This window comes from Streptomyces sp. VNUA24, from assembly GCF_029167005.1.
In the GTDB taxonomy this organism is placed as follows: domain Bacteria; phylum Actinomycetota; class Actinomycetes; order Streptomycetales; family Streptomycetaceae; genus Streptomyces; species Streptomyces scabiei.
In genome coordinates, this window is the sequence record NZ_CP119143.1 from 8623222 (window position 1) to 8645735 (window position 22514).

The following is a 22514-nucleotide window of genomic DNA, read 5'->3' on the forward strand; positions in this document are numbered from 1 at the left end:
GAGGGGGAGGGGGGAGGGGGAGGGGAGTGCGGTGGGGCTCAGGTGGAGAGGGGGCCGATGCGGTGGAGCATCTCGGGCGCGTGCGGGCCGTCCGGGAAGTCCGCCGTCTCGAACAGCACCGTGCGCTCGATGTCCGCGCCGTGCCGTGCGGCGTACGCGGCGAACAGCCGCTCGGAGGCGGTGTTGCCCGGCGTGATGGTGGTCTCGACGGTGGTCAGGGGGTGCCGTCGCGCGACCCGTTCGGTGAGCCCGTCCAGCAGCGCCCCCGCGAGGCCGAGCCCGCGGTGCGCCTCGTCGACGGCCACCTGCCACACCAGCAGGGTGTCCGGCCGCCCGGGCCGCACGTACCCGGTGACGAAACCGACCGGCTCCCCGGACTCGTCCCGCGCCACGGCGGAGGTGTCCGCGAAGTCCCGGCACCACAGCAGATAGCTGTACGAGGAGTTCAGGTCCAGGGCCTTCGAGTCACCGGCGATGCGCCACAGCGCCGCGCCGTCCGCCACGTCCGGGCGGTCGATCCGAATCCCTTCCGCGATTTCCCGAGGGGCTTCCAGAGGCTGGGTGTGCAGGTCTGCTTGTGCGGCAGTCATACGGCTTGAATTTACCCAGCGAAATTTCGAATTGCATCGCCCCGCGGGGTTACGTATGCGCCGGACGCGTGTTATCACGCGGGCGTGAGCGCCCTGTCGAGGCGCGGATGTTCTGATGGGTTTCGTCCGGAAATTACCGGATGAAAAGGGCGCGTTGTGGAGTCGGTCACACGTGTGCGACCCTCACAGGATCTGCTCGAATTGCGCCCCGTCGCGTTCGCGAAATCTTTGCGTTTAGGGAAGGGATCAGCGGGCAGAAGAATACGGGACCCTACCCGCTGAATTCATGGATTCTATGGCGCGCGAATGGTGGGGTGAATTGCTTCGGCGGGTGTTTCTTAGCGCCTACGCCTACGCCTACGCCTACGCCTACGCCTACGCCCAGACCTCCGCCGCCGCGCGACGGGCCGCCTCCGGATCGGCCGTCCCTCCGCGCCCGGCCAGTGCCGTTCCCAGCGCCGCGAGACACGCGTCCACGGTCTCCGGGGTCGCGTCGGGGCCGTAGTGGTTCACCCGGATCATCTCCGAGGCCAGGGCGCCGCCGCCCGCGGCCAGCGGCAGGGCGGGGTCCACGGCCAGTGCCCCGGCCACCAGCTCCGCGGCGTCGACCCCGGCGGGCGTCCGCAGGGTCGTGGCGACCGGCGCCGCGTCGGCCGCCTCGTGGACGTACGGCTCCAGGCCCCCGCCCAGTGCGAGCACCCCCGCGCGGGTCGCCGCGGCGGCCGACGCGTGCCGGGCCGTCACCGCGTCGAGCCCCTCCTTCTCGATGCGTTCCAGACACGCCTCCAGCGCCAGCATCTCCAGCTGGGCCGGCGCGTGCAGGAGGGCGCGGCGGCCGCCGTCGATCCAGCGCTCCTTCCAGTCCAGCAGGGAGAGGTACGAGCGGCGCGGTGCCCGCGGGTTGGCCGCCATCCGCGCCCACGCCCGCTCGCTCACGGAGATCGCCGACACCCCGGCGGGCCCGCCCATGGCCTTCTGTGCCCCGATCACGCACAGGTCGACGCCCCACGCGTCCGGCAGCACCGGCTCGGCGCCGACGGAAGCCACCGCGTCCAGAGAGAAGAGGGCGCCGTGCTCGCGGACGGCCTCGCCGATCTCCGCCACGGGGTTGGTGTTGCCGGTCGCCGCCTCCGCGTGGACCAGCGACACGAAGTCGATCGCCGGGTGCTCGGCGAACGCGTCCCGGATCTGCGCGGCCGTCACCGCCGTGTGGAAGGGCACCGCCAGGTCGATCACGGTCGCCCCGCAGTCCCGCAGCCAGTTCCCGAAGGTCTGCCCGTAAGGGCCGGTGATCACGTTCAGCGCGGTCGTGCCGGGCCCGGCGGCCCCGCGGATCGCCCCCTCCAGCGGCAGCAGCGCCTCGCCCTGGGTGATCACGACGTCCTGGGCGGTGGAGAGCAGCCGGGCCACCCGGTCCTCGATCGACGCGAAGTGCGCCGCGCTCAGCGGGGCCAGATCCAGAAACGGGTGTGTCACGGGGTGCTCTCTTCACCGATGGGGTAGATGGTGTCGAGGGTACCGACGGCGCCCTCGCGCCCCTCACCGGCGACATCCGAGGTCAAGCAGCTCGATGACCATCGGATTGGTTTGGGATAGTCAAACATCTCCTTATAATCGGTTGTCTCAAGTCCCCCCACAGGAGGTCTCCCCGTGAACTCGGTCCTCGGACGCCGGACCCGCATCCTGGCCGCCACCACCGCCGCGGCCGGTCTGCTGCTCGTGGCCGGCTGTGGCTCGGACGACGGCGGCAGCAGCGGCACCAAGACCGCGGCCGGCGGGGTCGAACTGGTGAAGGCCGGTCAGCTCACGACCTGCACCCACCTGCCGTACCCGCCGTTCCAGTCGGAGATCGACGGCAAGGTGCAGGGCTTCGACGTCTCCCTGATCGACCTCGTCGCCAAGGACCTGGGAGTGAAGCAGGAGATCCTCGACACCCCCTTCGAGAACTTCAAGACGGGCGCCTTCCTCAACTCCGGCGAGTGCGACCTCGCCGCGGCCGGTATGACGATCACCGACGAGCGCAAGAAGAACGTCGACTTCTCCGACCCGTACTTCGAGGCCACCCAGGCCGTCCTCGCCGACAAGAAGGCCGGCATCTCCTCCTTCGCGGACCTCAAGGGCAAGAAGGTCGGCACCCAGGCGCAGACCACCGGCGAGGACTACGCCAAGAGCAAGGGCATCGACTCCGTCTCCTTCGAGTCCTCCGACGCCGTCCTCAACGGCCTGCGCACCCGGCAGGTCGACGCCGTGATCATCGACTACCCGGTCGTCCAGGGCTGGCTGAAGGACAAGGCCAACGCCGCCGCCTTCACGGTCGCCGAGCAGCTCAACACCGGTGAGCAGTACGGTTTCACGGTCAGGAAGGGCAACACCAAGCTCGTCGCCGCCATCAACAAGGCGCTGGCGGAAGCGAAGTCCGACGGCACCTACAAGAAGCTGTACGAGCAGTGGATCGGCCCGTACGACGAGAGCGCCGCCTCCGCCGCCCCGTCCGCCTCATGAGCGTGACCGACCCCGACACACCCCTCCAGCCGAAGCGCAAGGGCCTCAGCCGGAGCCGCAGGCGCGCCCTGTCCCGGGGCGCGCAGTACGCCGTCTTCGTGGCCGCCGTCATCGCCTTCGCGGTGTCGGCGGACTGGGCCCGGCTGAAGAACCAGTTCGCCCAGTGGGACATCGCCGAGCAGATGTTCCCCGACGTCATCACGCTGGCGCTCAAGAACACCGTGCTCTACACCCTGTCCGGCTTCGTGTTCGGACTCGTCCTCGGCATGGTCATCGCGCTGATGCGGCTGTCGTCGGTGGGCCCGTACCGCTGGTTCGCTGGTGTCTACATCGAGATCTTCCGGGGCCTGCCCGCCCTGCTGATCTTCATCTTCATCGGTGTCGCCGTGCCCCTGGCCTTCCCCGGCACGGAGATCCCCGGCGGCACCTACGGCAAGGTGGCCCTCGCACTCGGTCTGGTGGCCGCCGCGTACATGGCGGAGACGATCCGCGCGGGCATCCAGGCGGTCCCCAAGGGGCAGCTGGAGGCGGCCCGTTCGCTGGGCTTCTCACCCGCGCGCGCGATGGTCTCGATCATCGTTCCGCAGGCGTTCCGGATCATCCTGCCGCCGCTCACCAACGAACTGGTGCTGCTGTTCAAGGACTCCTCGCTCGTGCTGTTCCTCGGTGTCACGCTGGAGGAGCGCGAACTGTCCAAGTACGGACGGGACCTCGCCAGCACCACCGCCAACTCCACGCCGATCCTGGTCGCCGGCCTGTGCTACCTGCTGGTGACCATCCCGCTCGGCTTCGTCGTGCGCCGTATGGAGGCGAAGGCCCAGGAGGCCGTGAAATGAGCGAGACGTCGCTTCGGGGCGGCCCCGAGATCCAGGTCCGCGGTCTGCACAAGTCGTTCGGCGACAACGAGGTTCTCCAGGGCATCGACCTGGAGATCGCCCGCGGCGAGGTCGTCTGCGTGATCGGCCCGTCGGGATCGGGCAAGTCGACGCTGCTCAGGTGCGTGAACCTGCTGGAGGAACCCACCAGGGGCCAGGTCTTCGTCGGCGGTACCGAACTCACCGACCCCGACGTCGACATCGACGCCGTACGCCGCCGCATCGGCATGGTCTTCCAGCAGTTCAACCTCTTCCCGCACCTCACGGTGACCGAGAACCTCACGCTGCCCCAGCGCCGGGTCCTCGGACGCGGCAAGGCCGAGGCGGCGAAGGTGGCCGCCGAGAACCTGGAGCGCGTGGGCCTGTCCGAGAAGGCGGACGCCTATCCGGCCTCCCTCTCCGGCGGCCAGCAGCAGCGGGTCGCCATCGCCCGTTCGCTGTCGATGGGCCCCGAGGTGATGCTCTTCGACGAGCCGACGTCGGCCCTGGACCCGGAGCTGGTGGGGGACGTCCTGGCCGTGATGCGCATGCTCGCCCAGGAGGGCATGACCATGATGGTCGTGACGCACGAGATGACGTTCGCGAGGGAGGTCGCCGACCGGGTGGTCTTCATGGATGGCGGGGTCGTCGTCGAGGACGGCACCCCGGACCAGGTCATCGGCAGCCCGCGGCACGAGCGCACCCGCCACTTCCTCTCCCGCCTGCTGGACCCGGCGATGGCGAACGTGGAGGAGGAGGACGCCTGAGGGGCGCGGGGAACTGCGCGACCAGCTACGACGGACCCGCACCCGAAGAACTATCGTGCGTGGCATGAACGATCTGCCGGTGCTGCACGTGAAAGGCCGGATCCTCGTGGGCCCGGACGACGTCCGCGACGAACTCTGGGTCATCGACGGCCGTGTCTCCTACGACCGTCCCCTCGTCGCGGGCGACATCCGTACCGTCGAGGGCTGGGCCCTCCCCGGTCTGGTCGACGCCCACTGCCATGTCGGCCTCGGCCCCCACGGCCCGGTCCCCGAGGACGTCGCCGAGAAGCAGGCGCTGACCGACCGCGAGGCCGGCACCCTGCTGATCCGCGACGCGGGCTCCCCCTCCGACACCCGCTGGATCGACGACCGCGACGACCTCCCGAAGATCATCCGGGCCGGCCGCCACATCGCCCGCACCCGTCGCTACATCCGCAACTTCGCCCACGAGATCGAACCGGACGAACTCGTCGCGTACGTCGCCCAGGAGGCCCGGCGCGGGGACGGCTGGGTCAAGCTGGTGGGGGACTGGATCGACCGGGGCGTCGGCGACCTGGCCCCGTGCTGGCCCCGGGAGGCCGTCGAGGCGGCCATCGCCGAGGCGCACGTGCTCGGCGCCCGGGTCACCGCCCACTGCTTCGCGGAGGACTCCCTGCGGGATCTCGTCGAGGCGGGCATCGACTGCGTCGAGCACGCGACGGGGCTGACCCCGGACCTGATCCCGCTCTTCGCCGCCCGCGGGGTCGCGATCGTCCCCACCCTCGTCAACATCGCCACGTTCCCGTCCATGGCCGACGGCGGCGAGGCCAAGTTCCCCCGCTGGTCCGCCCATATGCGCCGCCTGCACGAGCGCCGCTACGACACCGTCCGCGACGCCTACGACGCCGGCATCCCCGTCTACGTCGGCACCGACGCCGGCGGCTCCCTCGCCCACGGCCTGGTCGCCGCCGAGGTCGCGGAACTGGTCACCGCCGGGATCCCGCCCGTCGAGGCGCTCTCGGCCACCTCCTGGGCCGCCCGCGCCTGGCTGTCCCGCCCCGGCCTCACCGAGGGCGCCCCCGCCGACCTGGTGGTCTACGCGGAGGACCCCCGCGCGGACGTGCGCGTGCTGGCGGCCCCGTCGAGGGTGGTCCTGAACGGACGGGTCGTCGGCTAGGGCCCCCTCGGGTGGAGCCTCGCGCTTCTCAGCGGTCCGCCAGGGTCATCGCCCGGTCCAGCGCCTGGAGGAAACCGTTGACCGTGACCCGGTCCCGGACCGCCAGGCGCAGCCACTCCTCGTCCAGCCCCGGGAAGGTGTCGCCGCGCCGGACCGCGTAGCCGAGGCTGCGCAGATGCCGTCGTACGGCGGTGGCGCGGGGCAGCCGGATCAGTACGAAGGGGCCCTCGGCGGGCTCGGCCACGACGAGCCCGTCGGGGGCGAACTCCCGGAGCCCGGCGACCAGATGGTCCCGGTCCGCGGTGATCCGGGCGGCCGCGTCGGCGGCCTCCGCGAGCGCCCGGTCCGACACGCACGCCTCGGCCGCCGCGAGGGCGGGCGTCGAGACCGGCCACAGGGGCTGGGCGCGCTGCAGCTCGTCGATCGTGCCGGGGTCGGCGAGGACATAGCCGATCCGCAGGCCGGCCAGGCCCCAGGTCTTGGTGAGGCTGCGCAGGACGACGAGGCCGGGCACGTCCGTCCGCCCGGCGAGCGCCTCACGCTCCCCGGGCACCGCGTCCATGAACGCCTCGTCGACCACCAACGTCCGCCCCGGCCGGGCCAGTCGGGCGACGGTTTCCGCCGGGTGCAGCACCGACGTCGGGTTCGTCGGGTTGCCGATGACGACGAGGTCCGCGTCCCCGGGCACGTCCGCCGGGTCCAGCCGGAAGCCGTCCGACGCCCGCAGCAGCACCCGGCCCACGGTGTGCCCGGCGTCCCGCAGCGCGGCCTCCGGCTCCGTGAACTGCGGGTGTACGACCACCGGGCGGCGGACCCGCAGGGCGCGGGCGAGCAGCACGAACGCCTCGGCGGCACCCGCCGTGAGCAGCACCCGGTCCGCCGGCAGCCCGTGCCGGGCCGCCACCGCCTCGCGGGCCGCCCGGCCGTCGGGGTAGGCGGCGAGCCCGGTCAGCGACCCGGCTATCCGCTCCCGCAGCCAGGCGGGCGGGGTGCCGGCCCGGACGTTCACGGCGAGGTCGACGAGTCGCGCGCCGTCGTCCCGCACCTCGGCGTCGCCGTGATGCCGAAGGTCGTGCCCCGTGTGCCGGGGGGCGTGTCCGTTCTCGGTGCCGGATTCAGTGTGCATGGGAGTTCGTGTGTCCCCGAGGGTGATGATCGTGGCGGTGGTGCCCGTCCTCGTCCGGCTGGACGCGCGGCTGCCGCGGCAGCCCGGTGGTGCCCCCGGCGCCGGACGGGACGGCGTCGTGGACGGAGGGTTCGCCGGGTGCGCGGTTCATGTGCGGGTCGCCCTCCAGCGCCTCCCGGTACCGCTTCACGACCAGGTCGAGCAGGTCCGGCTCGGGTCCGATGACATCGGCCGACCGTACCTCGATCTCCGGGTGAGCGGCAGCCCAGCCCTCGGCCTGCATCCGTGCCCGGTCCGCCGGTTCGCCGGCGAGCGGGACGTACGGCAGCACGACGACGCGCCGCGCGCCCAGCCGCACGCACCGGTCGAGGCCGCCGGGCACGTCCGGCGCCGCCAGCGACACGAACGCCGTCTCCACGCCCGCGTATCCGCGCCCCTCCCACAACAGCCGGGCCGCCCGGGACACCTCGGCGTTGGCGCCGGCGTCGGTGGAACCGTGCCCCACGAGGAGCACGGTCATCCCGGCCCGGTCGCCCGGCGTCCGGGGCGCGGCCGACGCCAGCGCCTCCTCCGCCCGCCGCTCCAGGAGGTCCAGCAGGGCCGGGTGCGGGCCCGGCGGCCTGCCGTACGTGAACGCGGTCCCCGGGTGCCGCTCCCGGGCGAGATCCAGCGCCGCCGCCGTGTCCCGGCCGGCCCGCGCGGTGCGCTCCGAGGTCAGCGGGACCACGGCGAACCGCCGTACCCCCCGTTCCACCAGCTCGTCCACGCTCGTGCCCAGCGACGGCCGGGACGTGCCGGCGAAGCCGCCTCCGACGGGCAACCCGGGGTGACGGCGCCCCAGTTCGCGCAGTAAGCCGCGGAACGCCTCGGCCCCGGCCTCGCCCCGGGGATCATCACCGGCGACGAGCAGGGCGGGCGGCGGGGTGGTCACGATGTCTCCTCGGATGCGGACGGCGGTGGGGGTGACGGTGGTGCCGCGACGGGAGCGGAGGTGCCCCGTGCGTGATGATCATCATGCCGACCGGTGGCGGGTCCGACGCAACCAGGGGTCCCCGGAGCGCCCGCCCCGGCCGAGGCGACGGCACAGGTGACCCTCGCCGGCCGGCCGTCCGCCGGGGCCGACTTCCGCTTGGGTACGAGGAGTTCGCCGCCGCCCACGAGCGCGGCGGCCTCCGCGACGGACGGGGTGCCCAGCGCGGCCAGGGGCAGCTCGGAGGGGTGCGGCACCTCGACCGCGGCCAACTCCCGCGCCGAGTACGTCACCAGGGGCACGCCGAGCCGTGCGGCGGCGCGGACGAGGCCGGGTTCGCCGGCCTTGGCGTCCACCGTGGCGAGGGCGGCGACCGCCCCGGCCGGCAGGCCGGCCTCCCGCAGCACGTCCTCGATCAGGCCGACGACCTCCGCCACCGGCACGCCCCGGGAGGCACCCACCCCCACGACGACGGGGCCGGGCGCGTGCTCACCCACGGCCGCACCCCGCGGGGGAGCGAAGGAGACCCCGCCGCGCGGGCCGCTCCCGCCTCGTACGGGGTGCCGCGGCCGGCAGACCCCGCCGATCCGGTAGCAAGGACGCATGGCGGTCTTCGTGGCACTCGGCGCGTTCCTGATGACGCTGGTCGGCGGCTGGACGGCACAACGGGTGACGGACCGCCGTCATCTGGTGCTGGGCCTGGCCGGCGGCCTGATGCTCGGCGTGGTCGGCCTCGACCTGCTCCCCGAGGCCCTGGAGGCCGCCGGTGACGAGGTCTTCGGCGTACCGGCCGCGCTGCTGCTGTTCGTCGCCGGTTTCCTGCTGGCCCACCTCGTGGAGCGTCTGCTGGCCGCACGCCAGGCCGCGCACGGCGCCGAGGAGCACGACGGCCGTTCGCCCCAGGTGGGTCTGACGGCCGCGGCCGCGATGGTCGGGCACAGCGCCATGGACGGCGTCGCGATCGGCGCCGCCTTCCAGGTCGGGGAGGGCATGGGCGTCGCGGTCGCGCTCGCGGTCATCGCCCACGACTTCGCGGACGGCTTCAACACCTACACGCTCACCAGCCTGTACGGCAACGCCCGTCGCCGGGCGCTCGCGATGCTGTTCGCCGACGCCGTGGCCCCGGTACTGGGGGCCGCGTCCACCCTGCTGTTCACGATCCCGGAGGGGCCCCTCGGCTGCTACCTCGGGTTCTTCGGGGGCGCGCTGCTCTATCTCGCCGCCGCCGAGATCCTGCCCGAGGCCCACCACGCCCACCCCGCCCGCTCCACCCTGCTGTGCACCATCGCCGGGGCGGCCTTCATCTGGCTGGTGGTGGGCGTGGCGGAGTGAGGGGCGGGACGCCGGACCGTGCGCGCCGCCGTCCGGGCGGGTGTTCACGACGTCCGGCATCTCTCCACGAACCGCGCGGCGACCCCGGGTTCGGCCGCCCAGTGGGTGTGCAGATAGCTCGCGTGCACCCCGCCCTGGACGAACCCCTCGACCCGCGGCCCGGGCGTCCGTACGCCCCAGGCGGGCGCCGGCCCCGCGCCCGGCTCCACGACCGTCCGGTGGAACTCGTGGGCGCGCATCCGGGTCCCGGCGGGCGCGAGCACGCTGTCGCCGACGGCCACGGCGTCCCGGTAGCCGAGCGTCAGCCGCTCGTCCATGCGGGCCGTCGCGTCGAGCACCCCGCACATGGGCCGCCCGTCCAGCTCCCGGCACAGATACAGCAGACCGGCGCACTCGGCGGCCACCGGAGCCCCGCCGAACGCCAGCTCGGCGACCGCCTTGCGCAGCGGCTCGTTGGCGGACAGCTCGGCCGCGTACATCTCGGGGAACCCGCCCCCGATCACCAGCCCGCTCGTGCCCTCCGGCAGTCGCTCGTCGCGCAGGGGATCGAAGACGACGACCTCGGCGCCGGCGGCGGTCAGCAGCTCGGCGTGCTCCGCGTAGGAGAACGTGAACGCGGGCCCGCCGGCCACGGCGACCACCTGCCGCCCGCCCACGGGTGCGACGACGGGCGGCTCCCACGCCGGACCCGACAGCGCCCCGGCGCTCCGGGCGAGCGCGACCAGCGCGTCCAGGTCGCACCCCGCCCGTACCTGTGCGGCCATCGCCGCGACCGCCTCCACCGCCGCGGCCTGCCGTTCGGCGACCGGCACCAGCCCCAGATGCCGGGACGGCGTGTCCACCTGGGGCGCCCGCCGCAGCACCCCCAGCACCGGCACCCCGGTCGACTCCAGGGCGTCCCGCAGCAGCTCCTCGTGCCGGTCGGAGGCGACCTTGTTGAGGATCACGCCCCCGATCCGCACCCCGGGGTCCCAGGAGGCGAACCCGTGCACCAGTGCCGCCACCGACCGCGACTGCGAGGACGCGTCCACGACCAGCACGACCGGCGCCCGCAGCAGCTTCGCCACATGCGCGGTGGAGGCCAGTTCCCCCTGCCCCGAGGCCCCGTCGTACATCCCCATCACGCCCTCGACGACGGCGATGTCGCACCCGCGGGCCCCGTGCGCGAACAGCGGCGCGACCAGGTCCGGTCCGCACAGGTACGCGTCGAGGTTGCGGCCCACCCGCCCGCTCGCGAGCGCGTGGTACCCGGGGTCGATGTAGTCCGGCCCCACCTTGTGCGGGGACACGGCGAGTCCCCGCTCGGTGAGCGCGGCCATCAGCCCCGTCGCCACGGTGGTCTTGCCGCTGCGCGAGGACGGCGCGGCGATCACCAGCCGGGGGACGGAGGCCACGGAGGAGTGAGACGTCACGATGTCACCACTCGATGCCCCGCTGGCCCTTCTGGCCCGCGTCCATGGGGTGCTTGACCTTCGACATGTCGGTCACGAGGTCCGCGAAGTCCACCAGCTTCTCCGGCGCGTTCCGCCCGGTGATCACCACATGCTGGGTCCCGGGCCGGTCGCGCAGCACGTCGACGACCTCGTCGGTGTCGATCCACCCCCAGTGCAGCGGGTACGCGAACTCGTCCAGCACGTACAGCTTGTACGTCTCGGCCGCGAGGTCCCGCTTGACCTGCTCCCAGCCCTCGCGGGCCTTCTCCTCGTTGTCCATCTGACCGTCGCGCTGCACCCACGACCAGCCCTCGCCCATCTTGTGCCAGTCCACGGACCCGCCCTCGCCGGACGCCCCGAGCACGCGCAGCGCGTTCTCCTCGCCGACCTTCCACTTCGCCGACTTGACGAACTGGAACACCCCGATCGGCCACCCCTGGTTCCAGGCGCGCAGCGCGAGCCCGAACGCGGCGGTGGACTTGCCCTTCCCGATCCCGGTGTGCACGAACACCAGCGGACGGTTGCGCCGCTGACGCGTCGTCAGTCCGTCGTCCGGTACGACACTCGGCTGTCCCTGTGGCATCTACGCGGCCCTCCCTGAAGTCCTCTGCGTTCCCTGCACATCCCGTACCAGCCCGGCGATGGAGTCCGCCCGCAGCTCGTCCAACGTCACCGCCGTACCGCCCAGTTCACCGGCCAGCCGCCCGGCGAGCCCCAGCCGGACATGGCCCGACTCGCAGTCGACGACCACGGACGCGGTGCCCTCGGCCGCGAACAGCCGTGCCGCCCGCCCGGCGAGCGCGACGGGCTCGGGTCCGCCGGTCGCCCGGCCGTCGGTCACCACCACGACCAGCGGCCGGCGCGCGGGGTCGCGCAGCCGCTCCACCCGCAGCACGTCGTGCGCCTTCAGCAGCCCGGCCGCGAGCGGTGTCCGCCCGCCCGTCGGCAGCGACTCCAGCCGGGCCGCCGCCGCGTCCACGGACGAGGTCGGCGGCAGCGCCACCTCGGCGGACGCCCCCCGGAAGGTCACCAGACCCACCTTGTCCCGCCGCTGGTAGGCGTCGAGGAGCAGCGACAGCACCGCGCCCTTCACGGCGCTCATCCGCTGTCGGGCCGCCATCGACCCGGAGGCGTCGACCACGAACAGCACGAGGTTGCCCTCGCGTCCCTCCCGGGTCGCCTGCCGCAGATCGTCGCGCCGGACCACCAGGCCCGGCCCGGAGCGTCCGCGCGTCCGCTGATGCGGAGCGGCGGCCTGCACGGTCGCCGCCAGATGCAGCTTGGTCAGCGTGCCACGCGGCCTGCGCGCCCCGGTGGTGCGCCCGTGCTCGGTCCTGGCCCGCGAGCGCCGCCCGGCGGCACCCTCCCCGAGCCCCGGCACACTGAGCACCTTCGTCCGGAACGGCTCGGCGGCCCGTACGGCGGACTGCTCCCCGGCGGCCGGAGCCTGCGCCGGCACACCCTCGCCGGACTCGGGCCGGGCGCCGCCGTCGCCGCCCTGCGGCCCCTCCGGCTCGGGGGCGGGGGGCTGCCCGCCACCGCCACCGGGGCCGTCGGGCCCGGGGTCAGGATCGTCGCCCTGCGGGTCCTGGGGGTCCTGCGGGTCGCGCGGGTCGTGGGGCGGCTCCGCGAACTCCTCCAGCGTCTCGTCGAGCTTGTCCTCGTCGAGTCCCGGCGCGTCGAACGGGTTCCGCCGCCGCCGGTGCGGCAGCGCCAGCAGCGCCGCCTGCCGCACATCCTCCGCGAGCACCTCGGTCCGCCCGGCCCAGGCGGCCAGCGCGGTCGCCGTACGGGCCATCACGATGTCGGCGCGCATCCCGTCCACCTCGAAGGCCGCGCAGGTCGCCGCGATCTGCCGCAGCACCCCGTCGCCCAGCACCACGGACGGCAGCAACTCCCGTGCGGCGACGACCCGTTGCCGTACCTCGGCCTCCTCGGCGGCCCAACGGGACGCGAAACCCGCCGGATCGTCGTCGTAGGCGAGCCGCCGCCGTACGACCTCCACCCGCTGGTCCGGCTCCCGCGAGGCCGCGACCTCCACGGTCAGCCCGAACCGGTCGAGCAACTGCGGCCGCAGCTCGCCCTCCTCGGGGTTCATTGTCCCGACGAGCAGGAACCGCGCGGCATGCCGTACGGAGACGCCCTCGCGCTCCACGTACGAGGCGCCCATCGCGGCCGCGTCGAGCAGCAGGTCGACGAGGTGGTCGTGGAGCAGGTTGACCTCGTCGACGTAGAGGATGCCCCGGTGCGCGTCCGCCAGCAGGCCGGGCTCGAACGCCTTCACGCCCTCCGACAGGGCCCGCTCGATGTCGAGGGCGCCGACGAGCCGGTCCTCGGAGGCGCCGACGGGCAGTTCGACCATGCGGGAGGGCCGGGTCTCGAACGCCGGCTCGTGCGGTCCGTCCGGGCACGCCGGGTCCGGCTCCACGGGGTCGCAGGAGAACCGGCACCCGACGACGACCTCCACCGGCGGCAGCAGCGCCGCGAGCGCCCGCACGGCGGTGCTCTTGGCGGTGCCCTTCTCGCCGCGCACGAGCACGCCGCCGATGCGCGGCGAGATGGCATTGAGCAGCAGGGCGAGCTGCAGGTCGCCCTGCCCGACGACGGCGGTGAAGGGGAAGTGCGTGCTCACGCGGTGGTCCCTCCTAGGGGTGAATGAATGAGACGAGTGCGGACCGGCGGGACGAACAGCACGGGGCGTAGCCCCTGCTGTTCAGGGGCGCGGGGAACTGCGCGAGAAGCCCCACCGGCCGGCCGACGACGTTCCCTCTCCTGGCGGGGACGACCCGGCGCCCTCATCCCTGCACCCCCGGCGCCCCCGGCGGTACGAACGGCAACCCCGTCGGCGCCCCCGACTCGATGAGCCGCCACAGCGCGTCCGTGTCCGCGTGCTCCTCGATCAGATCGCCGAGCCGGTCCAGCTGCTCCTCGCGCAGCGCCGCGAACGACGTGTCGGGGGCCGGGACGAACCGGCGCCCCGAGGCCGCCGCCACCTCGCGCAGAAACGCCCGCCGGAACCCGTCCGACTCCAGCGACCCGTGCCAGTGCGTGCCCCAGGTCTGGCCGACCCGGCATCCGTCCAGGAAGGGTTCCCCGCCCAGGACCTCGGCGACCCCGTGATGGATCTCGTACCCCTCGACCCGCTCCCCGAGAGCCTCGCCGGCCGGGCGGGTGAGGGTCTTGTCCTCGGCGAACCGCACCCGGACCGGAAGGACTCCCAGCCCCTCCACCCGCCCGCGCCGGCTCTCGACGTCGTCCTCGATGCGCTCCCCGAGCACCTGGAAGCCGCCGCAGATCCCGAGCACCGGCCGCCCCTCGGCCGCCCGGCGTACGAGGGCGTCGGCGAGCCCGCGCTCCCGCAGCCACTCCAGCGCCCGCACCGTCCCCCGGGTCCCCGGCACGACGACGAGGTCGGCGTCGGCCAGTTCCTCGGCCCGGTCCACGAACCGCACCACGACACCGGGTTCGGCGGCGAGCGCGTCCACGTCGGTGAAGTTGGACATCAGCGGCACCGCGCACACGGCGACCCGCAGCACGTCCTCCCCGACGGGCGGCGCCACGTTCGACTCCCGGACCGTCCCGCGCAGCGAGACGCGCAGCCCGTCCTCCTCGTCGATCCCGAGCCCGTGCCGGAACGGCAGCACCCCGTACGTCCGCCGCCCGGTGAGCCCGTGCAGCATGTCGAGCCCGGGCTCCAGCAGCGAGACGTCGCCCCGGAACTTGTTGACGAGGAACCCGGCGACGAGGGCCTGGTCCTCGGGGGAGAGCAGCGCCACGGTCCCGAAGAAGGACGCGAAGACCCCGCCGCGGTCGATGTCGCCCACGACGAGCACGGGGAGCCCGGCGTTCCGGGCGATCCCCATGTTGACGATGTCGGTCCGCCGGAGATTGATCTCGGCGGGGGAGCCGGCCCCCTCACAGATCACCGCGTCATACGTGCCCCGCAACTCGGCGAGGCAGTCCAGCACGGTGCCGAGCAGCCGCTGTTGCCGCCCGCCGTGATAGCCGCGCGCGCTCATCTCGCCCACGGGTTTCCCCAGCAGCACGACCTGACTGCTGCGCTCGCCCCCGGGCTTGAGCAGCACCGGGTTCATGAGCGCGGTGGGCTCCACCCGGCAGGCCTGCGCCTGCATGGCCTGCGCCCGGCCGATCTCGGCGCCCTCCTTCGTCACGAAGGAGTTGAGCGACATGTTCTGCGCCTTGAAGGGCGCGACCCTGACGCCCTGCCGCACGAGCCACCGGCAGATCCCGGCGGTCACCACGCTCTTGCCGGCATCGGAGGTGGTCCCGGCGACCAGCAACCCGCCACTCATCCCTGACTCCTCCACCGGCTCGCGATCCTTCCGCGCAGCGCCGCCGCACCCGCGCCGACACCCAGCGCGAGCCAACTCACCCGCCGGGACAGCCGGACGGCCCGCTCGATGTCCGCCACGGCGACGGCGCGTCCCCTCCCGTTCAGCACAGGGCGGTGCTCGACCCGCCCCCCGTACGACAACGTGCCCCCCAGCCGCACTCCGAGCGCCCCCGCGAACGACGCCTCCACCGGCCCCGCGTTGGGACTCGGATGCTTCCCCGCGTCCGCCCGCCAGGCCCGTACGGCGCCCCGGGCGTCCCCGCCGCAGGCCGCGGCCAGCACGGCCGTCAGCCGGGCACCCGGCCATCCCACGACGTCGTCCAGCCGCGCGGAGGCCCAGCCGTAGCGCCGGTACCGCTCCGAGCGGTGCCCGACCATGGCGTCCAGGGTGTTGACGGCCCGGAACCCCAGCAGCCCCGGCACCCCGCCGGCGGCGCCCCACACGAGCGCCCCCACCACCGCGTCGGAGGTGTTCTCGGCGACGGACTCCACGACGGCCCGCGCGATCCCGTCCGCGTCCAGCGCCTGGGGATCCCGCCCGCACAGATGGGGCAACCGCGCCCGCGCGCCCTCGACATCACCCGCGTCGAGGGACCGCCCGATCGCCCGGGCCTCCCGCCCGAGCGAGGTGCCCCCGACGACGGCCCAGGTGGCGGCGGCGGTCAGCCCGACGGAAGCGGCCCGCGACGGCCGCACGGCGGCCGAGGCGACGGCCCCCAGGGCGACGGCGCCGCCCGCGCACACCGCGGTGTGCAGCGCGCCCCATCCCCGGTGGTCCCGCCACAGCACCCGCTCCACGGCCCCGGCGGCCCGGCCGAACGCGGCGACCGGATGCCCCCGGCGCGGGTCGCCGAGCAGCAGATCACCGAGGAGCCCGGCGGCGGCGCCGTACGCGAAGACGCGATCGGCACGCACCCGTTCAGCCGTTCACGGGGTCGGTCGGGGGCCGGACGCCGATCCCCGGGGGGCAGCCGTACAGGACGCGCATGGCGTTATGTCCTCACTCAGGGTGTCCACGCCCTGGTTCGACGAGACCGACGGCGAGAGTTCCTGGCTCCCGGGAGGCGTTCGACAGCCGCTCCCCGGTGACAGTGGCGGGACCGCGCCGGACTCGCACCGGCTTCCTCTCCTGCCGTCGTACATGGCCCCGGCAGTCCACCACGCCCCCGGAAGACCCGTCAACTTGCCGTTGACCTGCGGCGCAAGGGTGTGCTCAGCCCCACACCGCCGACATCACGTCCACGGGCACGAAGAACCCCCGTGAGCGTCGAGGGACGCGCACGGGGGCTGCTCGTTCGGTCCGGTCCCAGGGGCCGGACCGGCGGCTGATCAGGCCATGATCAGGGAGATGCCGTACGCCACCGCCGCCGCGCACAGCGCGAAGCACGCGTACGCGCCCGTGGTGGCCAGCGCCACCGAGTCGCCCCGGGCCGACGCCTCCTCCCGCTTGGAGAGGCCGACGATGCCGAGGGTGAACAGGCCGACGAGGGCCACGGTGACCACGAGACTGACTCCGAAGACGGAGCCGAGAGCTGCCCAGTCGATGTGCATGGTGGTGATCTTCCTCAGGGAGTCGTGGGGCTCAGACGGCGGGCGTCGGCGTGGACGAGCCCGCCGGTGCGGCGGTCTCGGCGGCGGGGGCCGGGATGGTCGCCGTCAGGTCCTCGGTCACGGTGCCGACCGGCGGCGGGGTCACGGCGGCCATCGCCGTCGTCACCACCCCGGGCGGTTCCTCGGTGTCGTTCACGTTGGTGTGGTCGATCACCTCGCGGCGGGAGACCAGCCAGATCGCCGCGCTGGAGGCGACGAGGAAGACCGCGACGACGGCCGTGCCCCAGGTGCCGAAGGACGTGACCCACTCGGCCAGCGCGGCGACCAGCGCCGCCGCCGGCAGGGTCAGACCCCAGGCGACGAACATCCGGGTCGCGGTGGACCAGCGGACCACACCGCCCTTGCGGCCCAGACCCGCGCCCATCACCGCACCCGAGACCGAGTGCGTGGTGGAGAGCGAGAAACCGAGGTGCGAGGAGGCGAGGATGACCGTGGCCGCGCTGGTCTGGGCGGCGAAGCCCTGCTGCGGCTGGAGGTCGGTCAGGCCCTTGCCCATCGTGCGGATGATGCGCCAGCCGCCCAGGTAGGTGCCGAGCGCGATGGCCGTACCGGCGGAGACGATGACCCACACCGGCGGGTCGGAGTCGGGCGCCAGGGTGCCACCGGCCACCAGGGCCAGCGTGATGATGCCCATCGTCTTCTGGGCGTCGTTCGTGCCGTGGGCCAGCGAGACCAGACCCGCCGAGGCGATCTGGCCGGCGCGGTACCCCTTGCCGCTCGCCTTCTCGTCGGTGTGCTTGCCGAGCTTGTACGTCAGCCGGGTGGCGAGCATCGCCGCGACGCCGGCGACCAGCGGGGCGGCGACGGCCGGGATCAGCACCTTGGTGACGAGCACGTCCCCGTGCACCGCGCCCACGCCCACCGAGGCGATCGTGGCACCGATGAGGCCGCCCATCAGGGCGTGCGAGGAGCTGGAGGGGAGTCCGACCAGCCAGGTCAACAGGTTCCAGAGGATGGCGCCCACGAGCGCCGCGAAGATGACCTCTGGCTGTATGCCGGACTCGTCGACGAGCCCCTTGGAGATGGTGTTGGCGACCTCGATGGAAAGGAACGCGCCGACAAGGTTGAGCACGGCGGACATGGCCACCGCGACCTTGGGCTTCATCGCGCCTGTCGAGATGGTGGTGGCCATCGCGTTGGCGGTGTCGTGGAAACCGTTCGTAAAATCGAACGCAAGCGCGGTGATGACCACGATCGCGAGGATCAGCGAGAAGTTTTCCATTTACCCGGGCTTCTTTCGGACGTCATTGGCACGAGGACCGTAGGCAACCTGGGTGAACGGAAGATGAACTGGGGCGGGCGCGCGGGTGTAGTGAATGAGGGGTGGCCCCTCCGCTTGTGCGCGCGTGCGGGAACCGGGCCCGGCGGGGCGGTGGCCCGGCGTTCGAACGCAGGCGGAATGCCCAGGTCCGGGGGTCTCGCGCACCCCTCTGCTCACCCCCTGTCCTCGATGGACTGCGTACGGTCGGCACGCACGGCTGTGGGTAAAGTTCTGGCCATCGGGGCGACCGCTCCTGGCAGGATCGCGGCATGGCTGAGCAGCGGCGCGACATCCGGGACGAGCGGGGCGTGAACGAGGCGGACGAGACGGACGAGGCCGCGCGGGACGCGCGGGGCGCGGGACGGCGGGAGGTGCCGGACGAGGTGGCGCGGGCGTGGGGCGAACTCGTCGCCACCGCCCGGCGGACGGTGGCCGACGGTCTGGTCGTCGGCACCTCCGGCAACGTGTCCGTGCGCGTGGGCGACACCCTCCTGGTGACACCGACCGGAGTGCCGTACGACCGCCTGACGCCGGACGACGTCACGGGCGTCGACCTCACCGGCCGGCAGGTCCTCGGCACGCTCCGTCCCACCAGCGAACTTCCCATGCACCTGGCGATCCACACCACGGCCGGGGCCCGCGCCGTCGTCCACACCCACGCCGTGCACGCGACGGCCGTCTCCACCCTCGTGGACGAGCTGCCGCTGATCCACTACATGTCCGCGGCGCTCGGCGGTCCCGTCCGGGTCGCCCCCTACGCGACCTACGGCACCCCGGAGCTGGCCGAGAACATGCTCCGCGCCCTGCGGGGCCGCACCGCCTGCCTCCTCCAGAACCACGGCACGATCGCCTTCGGCGACAGTCTCGACGCGGCCTACGACCGCACGACCCAGCTCGAATGGATGTGCCAGGTCTGGCTGAAGGCGTCCTCCGTCCCCCACCTCACCCCGCACCTGCTCACCCCCGGACAACTGGCCGAGACGGGCGAGCGCCTGAAGGGCTACGGACAGCCGGGCTGACCACCGGCCCCCGGACGACGGAGCCGTCCCGGCGGTCCCGCCCCGGCCGCCTGTCCCGGTCACCCCCGGGCGTACGCCCACTGGCCCCCGGCGCGGTCCGCCGGGACACTGGAGCCGTGCGTGGAGTGAGAGCGGCAGCATCGGCCCTCGGGGTCGCGTTCGCCGCCGGAGCGGCCAGTGTCGCCGCGGGCCGGCTGGCGAGCGACGTCGCGCTGAAGGCGCCGCCGGGCGCACCCCTGCCCACCGAACCCCGGCTGACCGTGCACTCCACCGCGGCCGGCCGCATCGCCCTGACCCGGGCCTTCGCCTCCCGGCGGCCCGGTACCTACGGCCTCACCGGCAACGGCTCCCACGCGGTCGTCGGCGGGGTGCTGAACGGCGCCCCGCACGCCCCGGACGCGGTCGTCCGCCGCCTGGAGCGCGTCAGCCGCGGCACCCTGGAGCCCGGCGACAAGGTGTGGCTCACCCCCGGCCTCCACGTCGGCGACCCCCGCACCGCGCTCGGCCTCGACCACGACGACGTCGAGATCCCCGGCGAACTCGGCACCCTGCCCGCCTGGTTGGTGCCCGCGGCCCGGGACACCTGGGTGATCGCCGTGCACGGGCTCGGCGCCACCCGCGAGCACACCCTGAACGTCATGGAGTCCCTGCACCGCCACCACTTCCCGGTCCTCGCCCCGGCCTACCGGGGCGACCCGGGCGCCCCCCGCTCCCCGGACGGCCTGAACCACCTCGGCGAGACCGAGTGGCGCGACGTGGACGCCGCCCTCAGGTACGCCGTGCGCAACGGCGCCGGGCGGGTCGTCCTGTACGGCTGGTCCACCGGAGCCACCATGGCCCTGCGCGCCGCCACGCACTCCGCGCTGCGCGGCCGCGTCGCCGGACTGGTCCTGGACTCACCGGTCCTCGACTGGACCGCCACCCTGCGGGCCCTCGCCGCCGCCCGCCGCACACCCGGCGCCCTGCTGCCCCTCGCGGTGCGCGCCGCCCAGGGGCGCACAGGACTGCGCGCCGCCCCCGCCGGCCACGACGCCGCGCCGTCGGACCTCCGGGTGCCGACCCTGCTCTTCCACGGCCCCGACGACACCGTCGCCCCCTGGGCCCCCTCCCGCCGCCTCGCCGCCCTGCGCCCCGACCGGGTCACCCTGCGCACGGTCCGCCAGGCCCCGCACGGCGCCATGTGGAACGCCGACCCGAAGGCGTACGAGGAGAGCCTCCGCCGCTTCCTCACCCCGCTCGGCTAGGCGGCCGCGAGCCCCCGGGAAACCCGCCGGGACCCGGTCGCGACAGAGAGGTACGCCACATTCCGCTTAGCGCCGCGCCGACGCGATCCCCGTCCGCACCGACCCCCGGGGAGCCCGTGAAGACCCGGTGCGTTGGCCACCCCTGTCGCCCGCTGTGACATTCCGTTTGGGTTTTCGGACCGTCAACCGGAAGACTGCCCCCGTGACGTCCCGTAACCCGCGCGACTCCAGGCTCCGCCTCGTCGGCCCGCGAACCCTGGCCGCCGCTCCCCGAGCAGCAGTGACCCAGCGCCGCCGACCGGCCCCCCGGCCCCCGGAGGGCACACCACCGCCCGCGGAGCTCGCCCGCATGGCCCGCGCCGTCCTGGCGGACGCGGCCCGCGTCGCCCACTGGGCCGACACCGCCCTGCGCCCCGGCCGCGAGGGCGCCAACCCCGACGGCAAGGGCACCCTCTCCGCCGCGACCGCGGAACGGGCCGCCGCCGACCTGGGGCTGACCCCGGATCAGGTCCGCCACGACTGGGACACGGCACGGCTGGCCGGCCTCGTCGAGGTGCACGGTGACAGCGCGCGCCCCGGCTGGCGACTGCGCGCCTGGCACCGCGACGACAGCGCCGTGCTGCGCGGCTGGGTCGCGTTCTTCGACGCCTGGTCCATCGCCTACCCCGAGCCCGAGGACCGCGAGCCCGCGGCGGTCGCCGAGGTCGTGTCGGCCATGCCCCAGGTGCTCTCCTTCCTCCAGCTCTCCGCCGGGCCCGTCCCCGTCGAGCAGCTCCTGGACCTCCTGGAACAGCGGGTCACCGAACTGCGCACCGAACGCTGCGAGGTCCCCTACGGGCCCCAGCCGGAGCCGAGCCCCGAGCCCGCCGAGGACACCCCCCTCGCCCCGCTCCTCGACTGGTCCCTGCGCGCCCTCGCCTCCGTGGGCGCCCTCACCTACGGCGACGCCCAGGCCACCCTCACCCCGCTCGGCAGCTGGGCGGTCTGGGTCAAGCTGGAGCAGATCTGCGTCGCCGCGCAGAGCCCCGCCGGGAACATCGAGGTCTCCGCCGAGGACATGCTCAGAGGCTGCGCCCAGCTCCGTCCGAACGCGGCCCGCGCCGAGTACCGCGCCTGGCTCGCCGCCCGCCCCGTGGGCGGCGCCGTCACCGAACTGATCGCCGCCGCGCGCGGCGAGGACGCCCTCATCCGGGGCCTCGCCTTCGAGGCCCTGCGGGTCGTCGGCGCCCCCGCCGAGCCCGACGTCCGCACGGTCGCCGACGAGACCCCGCTGCGCCCCTACGCCCTGCTCTGGCTCGCCGAGCACGACGGCGCCGACCCCGAGGACGCCCACGAGGTCCTCACCCGCGAGGAGTCCACCTGGCTCTGGGTGGACACCGCCGCCGCCGTCGCCGACCACGGCGAGGCCCCGCTCCTCGTCCGGCACCTGGAGTCCGCGGTCCAGCCCACGGTCCCCGCGCTGCTGGCCGAGGTCCGCGCGGTCGGCCACCCCCGCACCGTCCAGGTGCTGGTCGCCCTCGCCGCCGCCCACCCCGACCCGGCCCTCGCCAAGGCCGTCCGGCGCGCCGCCTTCCAGGTGCACACCGGAGGCAGCTGACCGGGCCAGAGGCGCGGGGGAGAGGCGGGAGGGCGCCTCAGCCTCCCGTCTCGGGGGCGTACGTGCCGAAGCTCCACACATTGCCCTCGGCGTCCCGGGCCATGTAGTCCCGCGAGCCGTACTCCTGGTCCGTCGGGGGCGTCAGGATCTCCACGCCGTGCTCCACGGCCCGCCGGTGGTGGGCGTCCAGCTCGTCGGCGGACACGACGATGTACACCCCGGCGGGCCCCGCGCCCTTCATCGCACCGTCGAAGACGCTGCCGCTGCCCTTGGAGCCGATCATCACCGCGCCGTTGCCCTGCGTCAGCTCGGCGTGCTGCACCACGCCGTCCTCGCCCTCGTAGACCGACAGTTCGGTGAAGCCCAGCGCCTCCGTGAGCTGTCTGATGGCGGCCCTGGCGTCCGCGTACAGCAGCGTCGGATAGATGCTCGGACGTTCCGTGCTCCTGCCCGCCATACCGATCACGACCTCTCCGTCGTCCGGAATACGACCCGCTGCCCAGTTTCGCACCGGCCACCGACAACGCCCGGGCGGCGGACGGGCCGCGGCGGGACCCGGTGCGCCGGTGACCGAGACCACGTGATCCCTTGTCACACGGGCGGAAAACCGCTTGCCGCCCCCAGTTAGAATCGGCCCATGGCCATTCTCCTCGCGCATTAGACGGCGGGAACGTCCTCAGCCGCCCACCCGCCACCCC

Annotated in this window: 20 protein-coding genes, 1 pseudogene and 1 riboswitch; of the genes and pseudogenes, 8 read left to right on the forward strand and 13 right to left on the reverse strand. The window is 73.9% G+C overall.

The genetic code is table 11. From position 1 onward, the window contains the following. Positions 1-38: 38 nt before the first annotated feature. On the reverse strand, positions 39-590 hold the full coding sequence (gene ectA / locus PYR72_RS36990; protein ID WP_275459338.1) for a diaminobutyrate acetyltransferase: 552 nt from the start codon (positions 588-590) through the stop codon (positions 39-41). A gap of 375 nt (positions 591-965) precedes the next feature. Then, positions 966-2066, reverse strand: coding sequence for an aminotransferase class V-fold PLP-dependent enzyme (locus tag PYR72_RS36995; protein WP_275459339.1), 1101 nt, complete (start codon positions 2064-2066; stop codon positions 966-968). 174 nt (positions 2067-2240) lie between these two features. On the opposite strand from PYR72_RS36995, the gene PYR72_RS37000 reads away from it, so the two are divergent. From PYR72_RS37000 to PYR72_RS37015, 4 genes are all read left to right on the forward strand, one after another. Then, a complete protein-coding gene (locus PYR72_RS37000; protein ID WP_275459340.1) occupies positions 2241-3092 on the forward strand; it encodes a transporter substrate-binding domain-containing protein in 852 nt (283 codons plus the stop codon). Positions 3093-3094: 2 nt separating this feature from the next. After that, positions 3095-3928, forward strand: coding sequence for an amino acid ABC transporter permease (locus PYR72_RS37005; protein WP_275460623.1), 834 nt, complete (start codon positions 3095-3097; stop codon positions 3926-3928). After that, positions 3925-4713 carry an amino acid ABC transporter ATP-binding protein gene (locus PYR72_RS37010; protein ID WP_275459341.1) on the forward strand — a complete coding sequence of 263 codons (789 nt, stop codon included), beginning with the start codon at positions 3925-3927 and terminating at the stop codon, positions 4711-4713. Before PYR72_RS37005 ends, PYR72_RS37010 begins: the two co-directional genes overlap by 4 nt. Before the next feature lie 64 nt (positions 4714-4777). After that, the gene (locus PYR72_RS37015; RefSeq protein ID WP_275459342.1) at positions 4778-5869 is read left to right on the forward strand and encodes an amidohydrolase family protein; all 1092 of its coding nucleotides are present in this window, start codon (positions 4778-4780) and stop codon (positions 5867-5869) included. Between the two features lie 28 nt (positions 5870-5897). Here the strand turns inward: PYR72_RS37015 and cobC are convergent, their stop codons facing one another. The 3 genes and pseudogenes from cobC to PYR72_RS37030 form a co-directional block, all read right to left on the reverse strand. Beyond that, positions 5898-6995: an Rv2231c family pyridoxal phosphate-dependent protein CobC gene (gene cobC / locus PYR72_RS37020; protein ID WP_275459343.1), complete on the reverse strand. Its 1098-nt coding sequence runs from the start codon at positions 6993-6995 to the stop codon at positions 5898-5900. Next, positions 6985-7926 carry a sirohydrochlorin chelatase gene (locus PYR72_RS37025; RefSeq protein WP_275459344.1) on the reverse strand — a complete coding sequence of 314 codons (942 nt, stop codon included), beginning with the start codon at positions 7924-7926 and terminating at the stop codon, positions 6985-6987. The genes cobC and PYR72_RS37025 overlap by 11 nt, the downstream gene beginning before the upstream one ends. Positions 7927-8072: 146 nt before the next feature. Next, positions 8073-8438: pseudogene (locus tag PYR72_RS37030) on the reverse strand (cobalamin biosynthesis protein); the annotation flags it as partial. A gap of 130 nt (positions 8439-8568) precedes the next feature. Here PYR72_RS37030 and PYR72_RS37035 point away from each other — a divergent pair. Next, positions 8569-9297: a ZIP family metal transporter gene (locus PYR72_RS37035; RefSeq protein WP_275459345.1), complete on the forward strand. Its 729-nt coding sequence runs from the start codon at positions 8569-8571 to the stop codon at positions 9295-9297. Between the two features lie 44 nt (positions 9298-9341). Here PYR72_RS37035 and PYR72_RS37040 read toward each other — a convergent pair whose 3' ends face one another. The 7 genes from PYR72_RS37040 to PYR72_RS37070 form a co-directional block, all read right to left on the reverse strand. Then, positions 9342-10709 carry a cobyrinate a,c-diamide synthase gene (locus tag PYR72_RS37040; protein WP_275459346.1) on the reverse strand — a complete coding sequence of 456 codons (1368 nt, stop codon included), beginning with the start codon at positions 10707-10709 and terminating at the stop codon, positions 9342-9344. Positions 10710-10713: 4 nt separating this feature from the next. Then, positions 10714-11313 carry a cob(I)yrinic acid a,c-diamide adenosyltransferase gene (gene cobO / locus PYR72_RS37045; protein WP_275459347.1) on the reverse strand — a complete coding sequence of 200 codons (600 nt, stop codon included), beginning with the start codon at positions 11311-11313 and terminating at the stop codon, positions 10714-10716. Continuing rightward, a complete protein-coding gene (locus PYR72_RS37050) occupies positions 11314-13362 on the reverse strand; it encodes a putative cobaltochelatase (protein WP_275459348.1) in 2049 nt (682 codons plus the stop codon). Positions 13363-13525: 163 nt separating this feature from the next. Continuing rightward, positions 13526-15043: a cobyric acid synthase gene (locus PYR72_RS37055; RefSeq protein ID WP_275459349.1), complete on the reverse strand. Its 1518-nt coding sequence runs from the start codon at positions 15041-15043 to the stop codon at positions 13526-13528. Continuing rightward, positions 15040-15999, reverse strand: coding sequence for a cobalamin biosynthesis protein (locus tag PYR72_RS37060; RefSeq protein WP_275459350.1), 960 nt, complete (start codon positions 15997-15999; stop codon positions 15040-15042). The genes PYR72_RS37055 and PYR72_RS37060 overlap by 4 nt, the downstream gene beginning before the upstream one ends. Before the next feature lie 129 nt (positions 16000-16128). Beyond that, positions 16129-16212: riboswitch (cobalamin riboswitch) on the reverse strand. A 201-nt stretch (positions 16213-16413) separates the two neighbouring features. Then, on the reverse strand, positions 16414-16635 hold the full coding sequence (locus PYR72_RS37065; protein WP_275459351.1) for a hypothetical protein: 222 nt from the start codon (positions 16633-16635) through the stop codon (positions 16414-16416). A 31-nt stretch (positions 16636-16666) separates the two neighbouring features. Next, positions 16667-17917 carry an inorganic phosphate transporter gene (locus PYR72_RS37070; protein WP_275459352.1) on the reverse strand — a complete coding sequence of 417 codons (1251 nt, stop codon included), beginning with the start codon at positions 17915-17917 and terminating at the stop codon, positions 16667-16669. A 308-nt stretch (positions 17918-18225) separates the two neighbouring features. Between PYR72_RS37070 and PYR72_RS37075 the strand changes: the two genes are divergently transcribed. The 3 genes from PYR72_RS37075 to PYR72_RS37085 all read left to right on the forward strand — a co-directional run bounded on the left by PYR72_RS37075 (position 18226) and on the right by PYR72_RS37085 (position 21816). Further along, the gene (locus PYR72_RS37075) at positions 18226-18975 is read left to right on the forward strand and encodes a class II aldolase/adducin family protein (RefSeq protein ID WP_275459353.1); all 750 of its coding nucleotides are present in this window, start codon (positions 18226-18228) and stop codon (positions 18973-18975) included. 116 nt (positions 18976-19091) lie between these two features. Then, a complete protein-coding gene (locus tag PYR72_RS37080) occupies positions 19092-20219 on the forward strand; it encodes an alpha/beta fold hydrolase (RefSeq protein WP_275459354.1) in 1128 nt (375 codons plus the stop codon). A 202-nt stretch (positions 20220-20421) separates the two neighbouring features. After that, the gene (locus PYR72_RS37085) at positions 20422-21816 is read left to right on the forward strand and encodes a hypothetical protein (RefSeq protein WP_275459355.1); all 1395 of its coding nucleotides are present in this window, start codon (positions 20422-20424) and stop codon (positions 21814-21816) included. A 37-nt stretch (positions 21817-21853) separates the two neighbouring features. On the opposite strand, the gene PYR72_RS37090 is transcribed toward PYR72_RS37085, so the two are convergent. Beyond that, a complete protein-coding gene (locus PYR72_RS37090; RefSeq protein ID WP_275459356.1) occupies positions 21854-22282 on the reverse strand; it encodes a VOC family protein in 429 nt (142 codons plus the stop codon). Between the last annotated feature and the right edge of the window lie 232 nt (positions 22283-22514).

What these genes read in the sequence shown, in the direction of transcription:
- ectA (WP_275459338.1), bottom strand. Translation starts at nt 590, where the DNA reads ATGACTGCCGCACAAGCAGACCTGCACACCCAGCCTCTGGAAGCCCCT.
- PYR72_RS37010 (WP_275459341.1), top strand. Translation starts at nt 3,925, where the DNA reads ATGAGCGAGACGTCGCTTCGGGGCGGCCCCGAGATCCAGGTCCGCGGT.
- PYR72_RS37015 (WP_275459342.1), top strand. Translation starts at nt 4,778, where the DNA reads ATGAACGATCTGCCGGTGCTGCACGTGAAAGGCCGGATCCTCGTGGGC.
- cobC (WP_275459343.1), bottom strand. Translation starts at nt 6,995, where the DNA reads ATGCACACTGAATCCGGCACCGAGAACGGACACGCCCCCCGGCACACG.
- PYR72_RS37035 (WP_275459345.1), top strand. Translation starts at nt 8,569, where the DNA reads ATGGCGGTCTTCGTGGCACTCGGCGCGTTCCTGATGACGCTGGTCGGC.
- cobO (WP_275459347.1), bottom strand. Translation starts at nt 11,313, where the DNA reads ATGCCACAGGGACAGCCGAGTGTCGTACCGGACGACGGACTGACGACG.
- PYR72_RS37055 (WP_275459349.1), bottom strand. Translation starts at nt 15,043, where the DNA reads ATGAGTGGCGGGTTGCTGGTCGCCGGGACCACCTCCGATGCCGGCAAG.
- PYR72_RS37065 (WP_275459351.1), bottom strand. Translation starts at nt 16,635, where the DNA reads ATGCACATCGACTGGGCAGCTCTCGGCTCCGTCTTCGGAGTCAGTCTC.
- PYR72_RS37070 (WP_275459352.1), bottom strand. Translation starts at nt 17,917, where the DNA reads ATGGAAAACTTCTCGCTGATCCTCGCGATCGTGGTCATCACCGCGCTT.
- PYR72_RS37075 (WP_275459353.1), top strand. Translation starts at nt 18,226, where the DNA reads ATGGCTGAGCAGCGGCGCGACATCCGGGACGAGCGGGGCGTGAACGAG.